This is a genomic window from Guptibacillus hwajinpoensis, from assembly GCF_020171785.1.
GTDB classification, from domain to species: domain Bacteria; phylum Bacillota; class Bacilli; order Bacillales; family Guptibacillaceae; genus Guptibacillus; species Guptibacillus sedimenti.
In genome coordinates, this window is sequence record NZ_JAIVAE010000014.1 from 1 (window position 1) to 13377 (window position 13377).

At 39.6% G+C, this 13377-nt stretch carries 15 protein-coding genes, 1 rRNA gene and 2 riboswitches; of the genes, 3 read left to right on the forward strand and 13 right to left on the reverse strand.

What is annotated here, in order from left to right; genetic code table 11:
- From LCL91_RS18160 to LCL91_RS18185, 6 genes are all read right to left on the reverse strand, one after another.
- Window positions 1-92 (reverse strand): 16S ribosomal RNA (locus LCL91_RS18160); the annotation flags it as partial.
- 380 nt (window positions 93-472) lie between these two features.
- Window positions 473-1795 (reverse strand): TrkH family potassium uptake protein, encoded by a 1323-nt coding sequence (locus tag LCL91_RS18165; protein ID WP_224884414.1) that lies wholly within the window; start codon window positions 1793-1795, stop codon window positions 473-475.
- 229 nt (window positions 1796-2024) lie between these two features.
- Window positions 2025-2369, reverse strand: a complete 345-nt coding sequence (locus LCL91_RS18170) for a CHY zinc finger protein (RefSeq protein ID WP_224884416.1) — start codon at window positions 2367-2369, stop codon at window positions 2025-2027.
- Between the two features lie 54 nt (window positions 2370-2423).
- Window positions 2424-2741, reverse strand: a complete 318-nt coding sequence (locus tag LCL91_RS18175) for a hypothetical protein (protein ID WP_224884418.1) — start codon at window positions 2739-2741, stop codon at window positions 2424-2426.
- 174 nt (window positions 2742-2915) lie between these two features.
- Window positions 2916-3419: a DoxX family protein gene (locus LCL91_RS18180; protein ID WP_224884420.1), complete on the reverse strand. Its 504-nt coding sequence runs from the start codon at window positions 3417-3419 to the stop codon at window positions 2916-2918.
- A 162-nt stretch (window positions 3420-3581) separates the two neighbouring features.
- Window positions 3582-4754, reverse strand: a complete 1173-nt coding sequence (locus LCL91_RS18185; RefSeq protein WP_224884422.1) for an MFS transporter — start codon at window positions 4752-4754, stop codon at window positions 3582-3584.
- 272 nt (window positions 4755-5026) lie between these two features.
- On the opposite strand from LCL91_RS18185, the gene LCL91_RS18190 reads away from it, so the two are divergent.
- Window positions 5027-6100, forward strand: coding sequence for an ATP-binding protein (locus LCL91_RS18190; protein WP_224884424.1), 1074 nt, complete (start codon window positions 5027-5029; stop codon window positions 6098-6100).
- 6 nt (window positions 6101-6106) lie between these two features.
- Here the strand turns inward: LCL91_RS18190 and LCL91_RS18195 are convergent, their stop codons facing one another.
- Both LCL91_RS18195 and LCL91_RS18200 read right to left on the reverse strand, forming a co-directional pair.
- Complete coding sequence (locus tag LCL91_RS18195) at window positions 6107-6787, reverse strand: alpha/beta fold hydrolase (RefSeq protein WP_224884425.1); 681 nt, start codon at window positions 6785-6787, stop codon at window positions 6107-6109.
- Window positions 6726-6986 carry an alpha/beta fold hydrolase gene (locus LCL91_RS18200; protein WP_224884426.1) on the reverse strand — a complete coding sequence of 87 codons (261 nt, stop codon included), beginning with the start codon at window positions 6984-6986 and terminating at the stop codon, window positions 6726-6728. Before LCL91_RS18200 ends, LCL91_RS18195 begins: the two co-directional genes overlap by 62 nt.
- Window positions 6987-7100: 114 nt before the next feature.
- Here LCL91_RS18200 and LCL91_RS18205 point away from each other — a divergent pair, with 114 nt between their 5' ends.
- Window positions 7101-7619 carry a GNAT family N-acetyltransferase gene (locus tag LCL91_RS18205; RefSeq protein WP_224884427.1) on the forward strand — a complete coding sequence of 173 codons (519 nt, stop codon included), beginning with the start codon at window positions 7101-7103 and terminating at the stop codon, window positions 7617-7619.
- Between the two features lie 47 nt (window positions 7620-7666).
- On the opposite strand, the gene LCL91_RS18210 is transcribed toward LCL91_RS18205, so the two are convergent.
- From LCL91_RS18210 to LCL91_RS18230, 5 genes are all read right to left on the reverse strand, one after another.
- The gene (locus tag LCL91_RS18210; RefSeq protein WP_224884428.1) at window positions 7667-8200 is read right to left on the reverse strand and encodes an acireductone dioxygenase; all 534 of its coding nucleotides are present in this window, start codon (window positions 8198-8200) and stop codon (window positions 7667-7669) included.
- A 19-nt stretch (window positions 8201-8219) separates the two neighbouring features.
- The gene (locus LCL91_RS18215) at window positions 8220-8843 is read right to left on the reverse strand and encodes a methylthioribulose 1-phosphate dehydratase (protein ID WP_224884430.1); all 624 of its coding nucleotides are present in this window, start codon (window positions 8841-8843) and stop codon (window positions 8220-8222) included.
- Window positions 8806-9504 carry a 2-hydroxy-3-keto-5-methylthiopentenyl-1-phosphate phosphatase gene (locus tag LCL91_RS18220; protein WP_224884432.1) on the reverse strand — a complete coding sequence of 233 codons (699 nt, stop codon included), beginning with the start codon at window positions 9502-9504 and terminating at the stop codon, window positions 8806-8808. The genes LCL91_RS18215 and LCL91_RS18220 overlap by 38 nt, the downstream gene beginning before the upstream one ends.
- A complete protein-coding gene (locus tag LCL91_RS18225) occupies window positions 9501-10700 on the reverse strand; it encodes a 2,3-diketo-5-methylthiopentyl-1-phosphate enolase (RefSeq protein WP_224884434.1) in 1200 nt (399 codons plus the stop codon). Before LCL91_RS18225 ends, LCL91_RS18220 begins: the two co-directional genes overlap by 4 nt.
- Window positions 10701-10794: 94 nt before the next feature.
- Window positions 10795-10904: riboswitch (SAM riboswitch) on the reverse strand.
- Between the two features lie 84 nt (window positions 10905-10988).
- Entirely contained in the window at window positions 10989-12161 is a 1173-nt protein-coding gene (locus LCL91_RS18230) for a pyridoxal phosphate-dependent aminotransferase (protein ID WP_224884436.1), read from the reverse strand.
- A 102-nt stretch (window positions 12162-12263) separates the two neighbouring features.
- On the opposite strand from LCL91_RS18230, the gene LCL91_RS18235 reads away from it, so the two are divergent.
- Window positions 12264-13046: a carbon-nitrogen family hydrolase gene (locus tag LCL91_RS18235; RefSeq protein WP_224884439.1), complete on the forward strand. Its 783-nt coding sequence runs from the start codon at window positions 12264-12266 to the stop codon at window positions 13044-13046.
- Between the two features lie 82 nt (window positions 13047-13128).
- Window positions 13129-13266: riboswitch (SAM riboswitch) on the forward strand.
- Window positions 13267-13377 lie beyond the last annotated feature (111 nt).

Consider the following 13377-nt stretch of genomic DNA (forward strand, 5'->3'; position numbering starts at 1 on the left):
TCAGGGAGCAAGCTCCCATCTCTTCGCTCGACTTGCATGTATTAGGCACGCCGCCAGCGTTCGTCCTGAGCCAGGATCAAACTCTCCGATAGAAAGCTTAATCTAGCTTTTAAAACAATTTGCTTCCGTAGAAACAACTACTTACATGGCGTTTCGTTCAGTTTTCAAAGATCGATTTAATTCTATTAATCTCGGTTTGTTTCTCCCGAGTGACAACTTCTATCTTACCAGCAATCTCTCATTTAGTCAATGTCTTTTTTTAAAAACATTTTCGTATGTAAGTTGTTGCTAGTGTTTCGAAGTGACAAGAAATATCTTACCATGTGGATATAATGTCGTCAACAGTTTTCGAGAATTAATTTCTTATCTTTTTAAAAGACCAGTTTACCTATTTATGTAAACCGGTCTTTTCGCTATCTCTATTGTCTTTACCTTCTGATGCCCATTCATAAAAAGTTAATCAGAAACCCTTTTAACCTGTCAGTACTTCTTCTTCAGGATATCTGATTTTTGGTGTTTTCTTAGAAGCAAAGATAAAGGCTAGTGTGAGGGGGCCTAGTTTCCCTACCATCATGATCACAATAATCGTGAGCTTCCCAATACCATCTAGACTACCAGTTATCCCCATAGATAGTCCTACGGTACCAAACGCCGATACAACTTCAAACAAATTCGCTAGAAAAGGGGAGTCTTGTGTAAGTTCAAGAATGAAAACCCCTACTAGAACAACCCCTGTCGAGATAACCGTAATAGCAAGTGCTTTGATAATGACCGAAAAGGCTAGCGTCTTATGAAAGATCGTTACCTCATTCTTCCCTTTTAAGAAGGTGTTAACAGAAAGAAGCATAGCGATAAACGTCGTCAGCTTAATGCCGCCGCCAGTAGAAGCACTTCCTGCACCAATAAACATGAGACATATTGTAAAGAAGAGGGAAGCTTCTTCCATACTACCGATATCAATCGTATTAAAGCCTGCTGTTCGTGGAGTTAACGCTTGAAAAAAGGCCGCCCATCCCTTCCCAGCTCCATTTAACTGACCTAGAGTAGAAGCGTTATTCCACTCAAGAGTAATAATGACGAGAAAAGCAAGTGCATTAATAAAGAGACTTCCTATCACCATTAACTTTGTGTGAAGCGTCCACTCTCTAAAATGCTTCTTATTCTTTAGATCAATCAACACCGTGAAGCCGATTCCTCCTAAAATAAAAAGCATTACGATCACAAGGTTGATGACCGGATCTCCTACATAAGAAGAAAGACTATCAGACCAAACGGAAAATCCAGCGTTATTGTAAGCTGAAATGGCGTGAAAGATGGCTACATAAATGCCGGTCCCTATTCCATATTCCGGTATCCATCTTGCTGATAGTAGAATGGCTCCAATGATTTCAATTACTATTGAAAAAATAAAGAGACTTCTTACAAGCTTAATAATCCCGCCCATTCCTTTTTGATTTAACGCTTGTGTGATTAGAAGACGTTGTGAAATCCCGATTTTCTTTCCAATTAGAAGAAAGATAACAACAGCAAATGACATAATACCAAGTCCACCAACTTGAATTAATAGCATAATAACAACCTGACCAAAAACGGTATAAACAGAACCCGTGTCTACCACGACGAGCCCTGTAACTGTGATAGCTGATATTGCTGTAAACCAGGCATCTAACCAGCTGACAGGCGTAGTTGTTGCCTGTGGTAATTTCAATAAAACAGTTCCAATCGTACTTACAATGAGAAATAGAAGCAGTAAAGCTCTTGGGGGATGAAGAAATAGTTCTTTCAGCTTCTTCATGATTATTTTCCTTCTTTCTTAATGGTGCCATTAAACTAAACGAATCAACCGAAGACTTCTGCCTAAATACACAAGAACAATACGTGAACGGGAGACGACAAAAGAAAAAACACAGAACTTCTGTGTCTCAAGCAGTCTATTATCGTTAGAGTTAGTTTAATGCCTCGTAAAAGAATTTCAATTAAAGATTGAAATAATAATACCTGCATCTTCATCCGAAGTAAAGCGATTATTTCACGATTTTATTTTCGTCAAAATAAAGATGGTAATGAAGTTTGCAACCATCATTATAGGAAGCATGGCAGTATGGACACAGAGAATGTGCTGTTAAGTACTCCTGAATTGTTAATTCAAAACGACAGTTTCCACATAAAACAGCTTTTTTATCATAATTTTCCTTTGGCCATACTGTTACGTCATGATCAGCAGTTTCTTGATGACACAAGAAACACGGATAGTAAGTGTCACAACAATAAAATTTAATCGCAACAATATCTCGTTCACTGTGATAATGTTCGCATCGTGTTTTGTTATCTACGGTTTTTCCTTTTACTAAAATTTGATCTTGATGCATTTGTATCCTCTCCTACTACTAGAAGTAACGTTATCATACTAATTTCCTTATAACTTAACGCCAAGAATATTTGGCTACCTTTTCACCTTTCACTATGTATTGGGGCATACAGATTTTGCAATAGGAATAACCTTTTGTCTGCCTCATCTCTTCTGTTATCTTAAGAAGCTCATCAAGGTTATTAGAACAAATCTTTTCCACTTTCGTTCTTGCCCCCTCATCTTTTTCTCGCCAGAGTGTCCTACAAGTAGCTAAATGAATCTTATTATAATCCGCATCTTTTCCTTTGAAGTGATTAAAAACATACCCATTTTGATTAGCGCTGTGCCAACTCAAATAGCGTTCTTCATTTTCTTTAAATATACCAAACATGGTCTAGCCTCCCATATTAATCATCACTAAACCAAGTTCGCTGTTCCTCCCCATCTGCCTCTTTACTTTTTATTACAGTTCCTCCTCTTTTTTTATTTAACTGTAATGTTTCGCTTGCACGAACCTTACAAATTATCAAAACAAAAAAGGCCCCGTTTTCACGGAACCTCTTTGTTAGTGATGAAGTGCTGGCTTCGCCTGTCGCATATGAATGCTTTTCTTAACAATTGGGATAAGCCATCGATCAATCCCAATTTTAGCGGCATTATAACCGGCAATTAATAAGAGCATTCCGAGAATAACCATCATTGGATTCGTACTAGTTGTACCACTAAAGAGAAAAGCGAAGTTCATCACGAGGCCCATGAATGTCGCAAAAGTTGTGAAAGTACCAAGTATTAAACCAAGTCCAACTAGAAACTCTCCCCATGGTATTAAGACATTAAAGAAATCGACATTGGGAATGGCTACCCCTTCTAAAAAAGTAGCCCACCAACTTTGAACTGCCGGATGTTCTCCACTCGCACTCGCAACCGCTCCCTGCAAAAAACCATTTGCGTCAAATCCACTCGTTATTTTTGTCCATCCAGCCGTGATCCATTGATAGCCTAGAAACAATCGAATAAGAAAAAGAATGCCAGAAGCTCCCTTGTTCTCTCTCAAAAAATGAACAAACATACTCCTCACGCTCCACAACTTTATTTTTATCACACCTTCATTGTAATCAGGTTTCTATCACCGGTCTGTGACAACCATCACCAATATCCTATCTGGTTTATTTCAGCATAATTCGGGTATGAAATAATTGGATAATGAAAAAAGGACAGAATTTCATCTGTCCTAAGCGTAACTGTCATCTGTTTTCGTTTTTCTATTTTCTATGATGCGATAGAAGAATAACGCAACACACCCAACTAGGGTTAAACCTCCCATCACAGCATACAAAGTTGCTCCAGAAGATCTTTCAAAGATCAGTCCTCCGAACAATGAACCTAGAATTCCTGATAGTCCAAAGAAAACAGAGATAAATAGGAGATGTCCTGTGGCTTGCAAGTGCTCGGGTACTAACTTTGTCACATATTGAAACGCAGCAACGTAAAAAACCCCAAACGTTACACCGTGAAAAACTTGAAGAAGGATAACGGCAACCGGCCCTCCTATGTACGCTAACCCAAACCACCTAACCGCATAGATGACACCTGCAATCATAATAAAGACAATTTCATTAAATCTTCTGAACCAATATTGACTGGTAGCGAATATAACAGCTTCACTAGATACAGCAACAAACCAGGCAAGCCCAATTTGAGATTCATTACCACCAAGTTCTGTAAGATATATTCCAATGAAACTATCATTGGCGCGATGGGGAATCGTCAAAAACAGGATTGTTGCTAAAAACAATAGAAACTTAGTATTCTTCCCAATCCTCATCGCATCAAACACTGTTACTGGTTTGTTACGCGTTTTTACATCCGATACTCTCACCGCTGTAAGAAAGGCGATCACAATCATAAACATGAATGGAATTAGAATTGTACTAATCCCAAAGAAAGAGAAAAACTGACCAACGATTAGCGTTGATACAGCAAAACCAATCGATCCCCATGTTCGAATACTTCCAAAGTTTTTATTCACGCTAGCAGCGGTTTTAACAGCAAGACTATCCCCCAGTGCTCCGGTAGGAGACATAAACACATAAAAAATCGCTGCCGAGATTAAAATAAACACGTAATGACTGTTCGTTAAAAGAAAAACACTAACAACAGCTACTCCAACCAGCGTCACAAGCAAAACCTTTTTTATCGTACCAAATTTATCACTTAGGTATCCCCAAAAGGGTTGAGCTAGAATTGCCGCTAATGGTCCAATCGCAAGAATCGATCCTATTTTACTTTCCGACATACCGCTATGTTGGAAATAAACTGGCATATAGCTAATAATGATTGTATTTGCACCATGAAAAAAGAATAAAAACAAACTTAGAAAAAAGACGCTATCCCTTTTAGTCATGTTCTTTAGAAACCCTTCCTTTCACAAGATCAGATGAATGATTGCATCAAAAATACTTCTTCTAACTCTATAGCATGCCCATTTGAATTGCAATCTTCTTCCAATAGATAGAAGCCTTTCCAACAAAGATTCAGGAATCAATCTCTCTATTTAATCGCTAAAAAACGTCAATCATTTACGCCTATCGATCATAATTAGAAGGGAATTCGCATATCTTGTAGAAATATCCAATTAATAATGCGATGTCAAAAAGCTGATTATGGGGGATTTCTATGGAAAAAGGAAGCGAGCTAAAAGATGTAAATTTAGATATCATCTTTCATCATATTTCAGACCTGATCTTCCAAATTCGGGTCATTGATGTGCATCACTATGAAATTGAAGCAGTAAATGAAGCTTATCTATCCCATTATGAAACTTCCAAAGAAGCCATATCCGGCCGAAGAATAGAAGATTTTCTCGGTGTTGATCAGGGGATTCAAGCCATTAAAAGATTTCAAGAAGCGATCATTCGAAAGAAAACGATTCACTTTGAGGAAGGGTACTCTTTTCCGAAGCAGGGTTACAAATTATTTGATATTACACTTGTCCCCCTTATAGAAGAAGGTACAGTTGGAAGATTGATCGGGGTAGCAAAAGATATTACAGAAAAACGAATGAATGAAGAACACCTTGCTCAATCTGAAAAGCTATCCATTGTTGGTCAACTTGCGGCAGGAATTGCACATGAGTTACGAAATCCACTTACTTCATTGAAAGGTTTTTTGAAATTAATTCAATTCAGAAATACGGATGAGGACATTGATCGCTACGTACAAGTGATGGATTCAGAATTTCATCGGATTGAGCAAATCATTGATGAATTTCTAATTCTAGCAAAACCAACAAAAACCAATTTTCAAAACAACCGTGTTGATCTTATATTAGATGAAGTTATTGAATTACTAAGCGGTCAAGCTAACATGAAAAGCATTATTTTACAAAAGGAATATGCTTCTTCTCTCTCTCCTATTTATAGTGAAAGTAACCAACTAAAACAGGTTTTTATTAACCTGCTTAAAAATGCAATGGACGCAATTGGTGAAGAAGGAGAAATTATGATCAAAGCTATGGAACGAAAGGAACACATACAGATTCAAATAATTGATAATGGTAGTGGCATCGCTGATGAAGAACTTGAAAAACTTGGCTCACCTTTTTTCACTACGAAAAAGAACGGTACAGGACTTGGACTTACAATTTGCAAGAGGATTGTCAAAAAACATAAAGGCACTTTTACGATTGAAAGTAACGAAGGCAAAGGAACGATCGTTACATTAAATTTCCCAAAGATCTATACCACCTAACCCCTTTTATTCAGGGGCTTGTGTATAGATCTCTTCGTTACCCTTTTCTTCTAACAACTGTTTAACCTTTTTTATCGTTTCTTCAGGTCTTTGCCAGTGTAGGACATGTCCTGTTTCCGGAATAGCACTTACCTTACAATGAGTTCCCAGCTCCTCCTGCATTCTAGCTGCTGCCTGACGTCTTGTCGTTTCTCCATCCTCAGGAAGGGTTGCTCTTATAAGAAAGGTTGGTACATGTACCTGGTGGAAAACGTCGCGGCAAGACTCAAGATAGAGTGATTTTCCAATCGCTCTTACCGTATTTTCGCTTACCTTCATTGCTACGCCGCCCACTTCCTTCATATCCCTGTGAACCATTTGCTCCAATGCATGGCTCCACCTACCAATTTCCTCTTTCTCCTTTTTCTCATACTCTTCTATCGTTGAATAATAACTAACTGTTATCCACTGTGACATTTGCTTCAGGAATCCCTCTAACGTTATAGAAGGATCACCTTCAAAAAGGAGATAACCTCCATCAATCATCACAATGCCATTCACCATTTCAGAAAACCGACTACTAAAGTGGAGAGCTAGAGCCGCTCCCCAAGAGTGCCCAATCAAATAAACTAGCTGATTGCTTAGTTCAAAACGTACCTTTTCGAGCCATTCGGTTAGACATTGAAAGGAATAATTTTTTTCCTTCATTAAAAGGCTGAGTCTCACCGTGGCCAGGTAAATCAATTGCAAACAAATGAAAATGATCTTGCAAACGATTGGCGATCTCGTTAAACCCAAGCGCATTGTTCGTCAAACCATGAAGTAGGAAAATTGTAGGGTTCGCTGACTCCCCCATCCATAAATACAGACGTCGAGACCTTCTATTTTCACCTTCATTTTTTTTCAAAGCATTCATTCCTTCCATTATGTATGGCTACTTCATTTATTCGACTAGCAGGATTCGTTCCCTTTTTCTAGAAGTGAGTAGGGTAAGAAATCATAGGTAATGAGGAGAGCTCACATGAAAATTAGAAATGCGACAGTAGATGATGCTCTAGCAATTGCAACTGTTCATGTAAACAGCTGGAAATCGACCTATCAGCAGCTCATTCCTGAAGATTATCTTAATGCACTTGATATTCAAATACGGGAAGCCCGTTGGAAAAAGTTTATTCAAGCTGGCAGCACTATTTTTGTAGCCATCGATCAAGGAGAAATTATCGGGTTTGCAAACGGTGGGAAAAATAGATCCACATCTTATCACTATGATGGAGAGCTGTATTCAATTTATCTTCTTGAAGAAGCGCAGCGAAAAGGAGCAGGAAAAAAGCTATTATGTTCTGTTGCAAAAGAGCTCAGGAACGAATCATACCAATCGATGCTTGTGTGGGTTCTGAACGGAAATCCAGCCGCTCACTTTTATCAAAGCTTTCATCCATTTAAAGTTGCTGAGAAAGAGACTGAAATTGCAGGAAAAAAACTTCTAGAATCGGCTTTTGGTTGGCCAGATCTAGAAGATTTGATTGCGATTTGCACTTAAATATAGATATAGAAAAGCGGCCGACGAACACACACTGCCGCTTTCTTTTAGTTTACACTTTGTTTCTCTTCATAAGGGTGGGCAACCCAGCCTGATGGGTCAATAAATAGACGAACAGCTACAACTTGACGATCATCCATTAATGTAAAGAAGTGCGGTGTATCCACCGGAACAGAAATCACATCGCCTGGATCTAATTCAACATCAAAATATCCGACGCTTCCTTTAATCACAAAAATCCCATGCCCAGCGGTAATTGCTCTTACTTCATCCTCCGTATGGACGTGCACTTGTTCGAATTTCTTCAGAATGGCATCTAGGTCTGGCGTTTCTTCAGAAAGAGCCACCACATCCCAGTTTCCGTATCCATTGCGTTCAGCTAGAGAACGAATTTCTTCATTGAATACAGTTAAAATTTCATTTTTTTGTTCTTCCGTTATAGTGCAATTACCTCTTAATGGTTCAGGGAGTTTTTCTACCTGCCACTGTTCATAAAGAACACCCTCTTGTTGTAGAAATGCACTTACAGCATCCTTTCCCTCAATTACTTCACCTGTATGCCTCACTTTAATTACCGCCATTTTTTTCTTCCTCCCTCGTTTAGCTTACTACTGATTGAAAGTTTCTTAATTTAAGATGATAACTAAATAAAAACTCAAAGGCTTCGAGATACTTTTTCGCTTCAAAACCATCGCGTCCCCATACCGTAATACCATGATTTTTCATTAATACAGCTTTCGTTTCTTTTGTGATAACATGAACAACATCCTGAGCTAGTAAAGAAAGGTCACTGGTGTTATCAATGATTGGAACGGTTATTCGATCATTTTGTCCCCAGAGTCCAAACGCTTTTATTAATTCAACACTCTGAAAAGTAACCTCCCCTTCTGTGCTAAAAAGTTCAGAAATCACATTGTTATCTACTGTGTGGACGTGCAAACAACATCCTGCATTTGTTTTTTGATAGATCGCCTGATGAACAATTGTTTCAGCAGATGGTTTTAAAGAAGTTTTTTCGATTGCTTGCCCATCACGGTCGACCAATATGAAATCTTCTTCCGTTCGTTTTCTTTTATCTTTACCACTTGCGGTGACAAGAAACTGTAGCGGGTCCTCACTTACTTTGATCGAGAGATTGCCGCTTGTTCCTGGAAACCAATCACGAGCAGCCAATTCATCTTTGATATCAGCGAGTTCGTTCCAACGTTTCTGTACGAGACTCATCATACTCCTCCTTTTCTTCCGTCAATTTTTGAACGATATCATGGAACGACTCAAACGGAACTGCAGGAATGGACAGTTCTTTACACTTCTTTGCTAAGTAATCTCTTGCAAAGACTTGGTCTGCCTGTTTAGCTGCCTCTAGATCCGTTATAGAGTCACCGATCACAATTTTTCGGTAGCTATCTCCATCAAACTGTTTTAAGATGCCTGGCTTGCAGCATCCGCAATCGTTTGTACAATCATCATCACAAGAATACGGCCAAGTAATCGTGATCGTTTCGTTCGTAAAATCGCTCCCATTGCAGAAAATATTCTCTTCCGGTATTTCAAATGGATTTAGAAGCGGATAGACAAAGAAATCAATTCCCCCGCTTACAACGTAAAGCTTTATTCCTTCTCGTTTTGTATAATGAACAAACTCAGCAAATCCCTGTCTAATCTCGGTTGTTTCTAATAAATAATCAAGCAAATCATTCTTTCGGCTGGAAGGAATCAAATGAAACATCTGCCCCACGCCTTCCCGAATGGATAGATTTTGCGCTAAAATATTATCTTTTATTTGCTCCCATTCTTTCGGAGCAAAACGTTTCATTAAGGAAACGATATTATCACTATTTGTAATCGTGCCATCAAAATCACAAAATATAATCGGCTTTTTCATCGAACCACCTCTGTGCTCCCCCACTTTGTAAGTGCTTGGTGAAGTGCCTCACTAGTAAGCGATGCCTCTTCAAGAGTTTGATTTGTTAGAACGGCTTCAATCGCATCTCGGAATGCTTTACCTCCAGAAGCTGCTCCTCCTGGATGCCCATGAACGCCTCCTCCTGCGTTAATCACACTATCCTTTCCAAAGTCCTGAAGTAAAAGTGGAACCAATCCTGGATGGATGCCTGCTGAAGGAACTGGAAATGTCTTGTTCAGCTGATTCTCTTTCGTCAGAGCTAGGGCTGTTGCGAGTGCTTCGTTTCGATCTAACGCCACACTTCCGTAAGGGGAAGGAAAAAGAGAGAAATCAGCTCCAGCGGTTCGAAGCAATTTTCCAAGTAAAAGTGAATAACTTATTCCATACGTGCTTGATGCGGCCATAGCCCCTGAAAAAGAAGGATGAGCCATGATTGGAACCGGGATATCCTTATCCTCTGCGAGAGACTGAAGGACATCTAAACCATATGTAAAAACATTAAACAAAAGGGTATCAGCACCTAATTCAATCGCGCGTTTTGCTCGATCTTTCAAAATATCCGTTCTTCCAGTTAAGTTTACGGCATATCGTGTGCGTTTCCCTGTCACTTCTGACGTCTCATCCAGTACTTTTTTTAAAGCGGGGACGCGCTTTTCAAGAGGCGATAACTCATTTTCAAAAAGAATTTCATCATCCTTTACGAAATCAACTTTCCCTAGGGCTTGTGCCTGCATTTGTTGTTCTAACTCATGTAATGGCTTTCCAATCACCCCTTTAAAAATACTCATTACAAGTGGTCGATCATGCACATTTGCAAGTTTGCGGATGCCATCTATACCATACGCTGGTCCCGGAAATGCTTGAACCAACTCATTTGAAAAATCTAAATCAATAAGTTTAATTTCTCCATCAAGAGAAAGTTTGCCGAAAACGGTTGTTAAAATCGCCGGTAGATCAGCACTGAAATTAATGGCTGGATAGGAGATAACGATAATCCCTTTACCTTCTCTCTCCTCAACCCGAACGACTTCCCCTTTATGTTTTTGTAACTGTTCTTTTTCTAATAACGGTAGATTCGTCCATGTCCCTACGGTTAAACCGAGAGCGATTGATTCGGCACGCTGGGCTAATTGATAATCATTATTTACAAGATAGGTAGCTATAAGACGGCTCATCACGTTCATTCCTTTCAGTCTTTACCTTTCAATTTTCGCTCATCACACAAAAAGACCCCTTCACGAGGAAGAGGTCTTGATCACCATGCTCTTCCTCTTATCTTCCAGCTTTTGCTGCGAGAATTAGCACCGTGTCTTTAAGAAAACTTAAAAATCGGTTGCCGGGCTTCAAAGGGCTCGTCCCTCCACCTCTCTGGATAAGAGTATGCAATTATTCGCTTTTAGTAATTGATTTGAATTATGCCAGACACAGGAAATTCTGTCAAACTGTTTTTTCATTTTTCTGAATCAAAAGAGATTAAGAGACTTAATTCGCTCCACTGCTTCTCTTAGCTTCTCTTCAGACGTTAATAACCCCACTCGTACATAGCCCTCACCATATTCGCCAAACCCGTTGCCGGGTGCGACAACAATTTGGACGTTTTCAAGCAAGTAATCTGCAAAGCTTTCTGAAGTAAAGGATTTTGGAACTTTCAACCAGGCGAAAAATGATCCTGCTGGAGAAGTAACATTCCAACCAATGTCATGAAGTCCTTGAATGAGAACATTTCGTCTCGACTCATACGTTTCGCGAAGGTCTTCTACACACTGCTGCGATCCAAGCAATGCTTCAGCAGCGGCTTCTTGTACCGCACTAAATAGACTGACATAAAAATGATCCTGAAGGAGATTGATGCTCTCAACAACAGATTGATTTCCAACTGCAAATCCTACACGCCATCCCGCCATATTATACGTTTTGGAAAGGGTATAGATTTCAATTCCATTGTCTTTAGCACCCTCTGTTTCCAAAAAGCTAATCGGTCGCTCTCCATCAAACCCGATCGCACCGTAAGCGAAATCATGCACAATACAAACATCATTCGCCTCTGCAAAACTGACTGTTTCCTCAAAGAAGCGCTTCGTTGCTACAGCTGCAGTTGGGTTGTTGGGATAATTTAAAAACATCATTTTCGCTTTTTTTAACGAATCCTCTGGAATCGCATCATAGTCAGGTAAGAAATGATTTTTCTCAAGCAACGGCATCATTTGCATATCCGCTTCAGCCATCGCGACACCTGACCAATAATCAGGATATCCTGGGTCTGGAACAAGTGCCACATCACCTTTATTTAATAAGCACTGACTGACTTCAACAAGGCCTGCTTTTCCACCAAAAAGAACGGCAACTTCCTTCTCCGGATCAAGATTCACTCCAAATTCTCGCTGATAGAAATCAGCAGCAGCCTGCTTCAAGAAAGGCTGTCCTCGAAATGGTGGATATTTGTGATAGGAAGGGTTTTCAGCTGCCTTCTGCAAAGCCTCGATAATATGATCGGGCGTTGGCTGATCAGGATTTCCCTGACCAAGATTAATGATGTCATAACCCGCCTCTACATAGCGGTTCACTTTTCCAGCAAGCTTCGCAAAAAATTGTTCCGGTAGTCGTTTAAGTGCATCTGAAGTTTGAAACTGTTTCAAAGAATCACATCCTGTTAAAATTTTCGTGAAATTCTAGTAAATTATGTTATCTTGGATACACAATCATGTAAAGCTTATTTTGTTAGCGAGGAGGAGAAGGAAATGAAAAAAATCGCTCTGTTGCAATTTGATATTGCGTTTGGAAACCCTGAAGAAAATTTCTCGAAAGTGGAAGAGCTTGTGACTAAGGCTGTTCATGACAAACCAGATATTATTGTTTTACCAGAACTGTGGTCGACTGGTTATGACTTATCGAGACTAGACGAAATTGGCGATACAAATGCGAAAAAATCAATTGCATTTCTATCAAACCTAGCCAAAAAGAATAAGGTGAGTATCGTAGGTGGCTCAATTGCAAAGCAACACAATGATTACGTCACGAATACGATGCTCGTTTTCAATCGAGATGGGCAGCTTATCCATGAGTATAGCAAAGCCCATCTATTTCGGTTGATGAATGAAGAGAAATACCTCGTATCAGGAAATGAGAAAAGCCACTTCACACTGGAAGAACTTCCAAGTGCCGGATTCATCTGTTATGATATTCGCTTTCCAGAGTGGCTTCGCCTTCATGCCGTTGAAGGCGCACAAGTTTTGTTCGTTCCAGCCGAATGGCCGAAACAGCGCACGGACCATTGGCGCTCCTTACTTATAAGCCGCGCGATTGAAAACCAATGTTACGTCATTGCTTGTAATCGTGTAGGAGAAGATCCAGACAATGCGTTTGGAGGACATTCTTTAATCATTGATCCGTGGGGAACAATAATCGCAGAAGCAGGCGAAGAGGAAATGATCTTAACAGGCTTGATTGATGAGGAAGAAATACCATCGATCCGAAGTCGTATCCCAATCTTTGAAGATCGACGTCCAGATATTTATAAATAAAAATTCAAAATATTATTGACAAATGCTTCTGTTTCTCTGTAACATACATTTCAAGCGAAAAAAAAACAACTTCATAAACTTACTCTTATCAAGAGCAGGCTGAGGGATTTGGCCCTATGACGCCCAGCAACCGACCTATTCTTAAGTACATCTTTACAGGATGGCTTAGATGGCACGGTGCTACTTCCAACAGGATGTTATTCATCCTGGAAGATAAGAGGTGTGAAGGATATCTGTCTTCAAGCCTCTTTCTTCGGAAAGAGGCTTTTTTTATGTCTTTTAATTACGAATCCTTCTGTACATCAACCATTAATATTTGAAAGGGGACTTA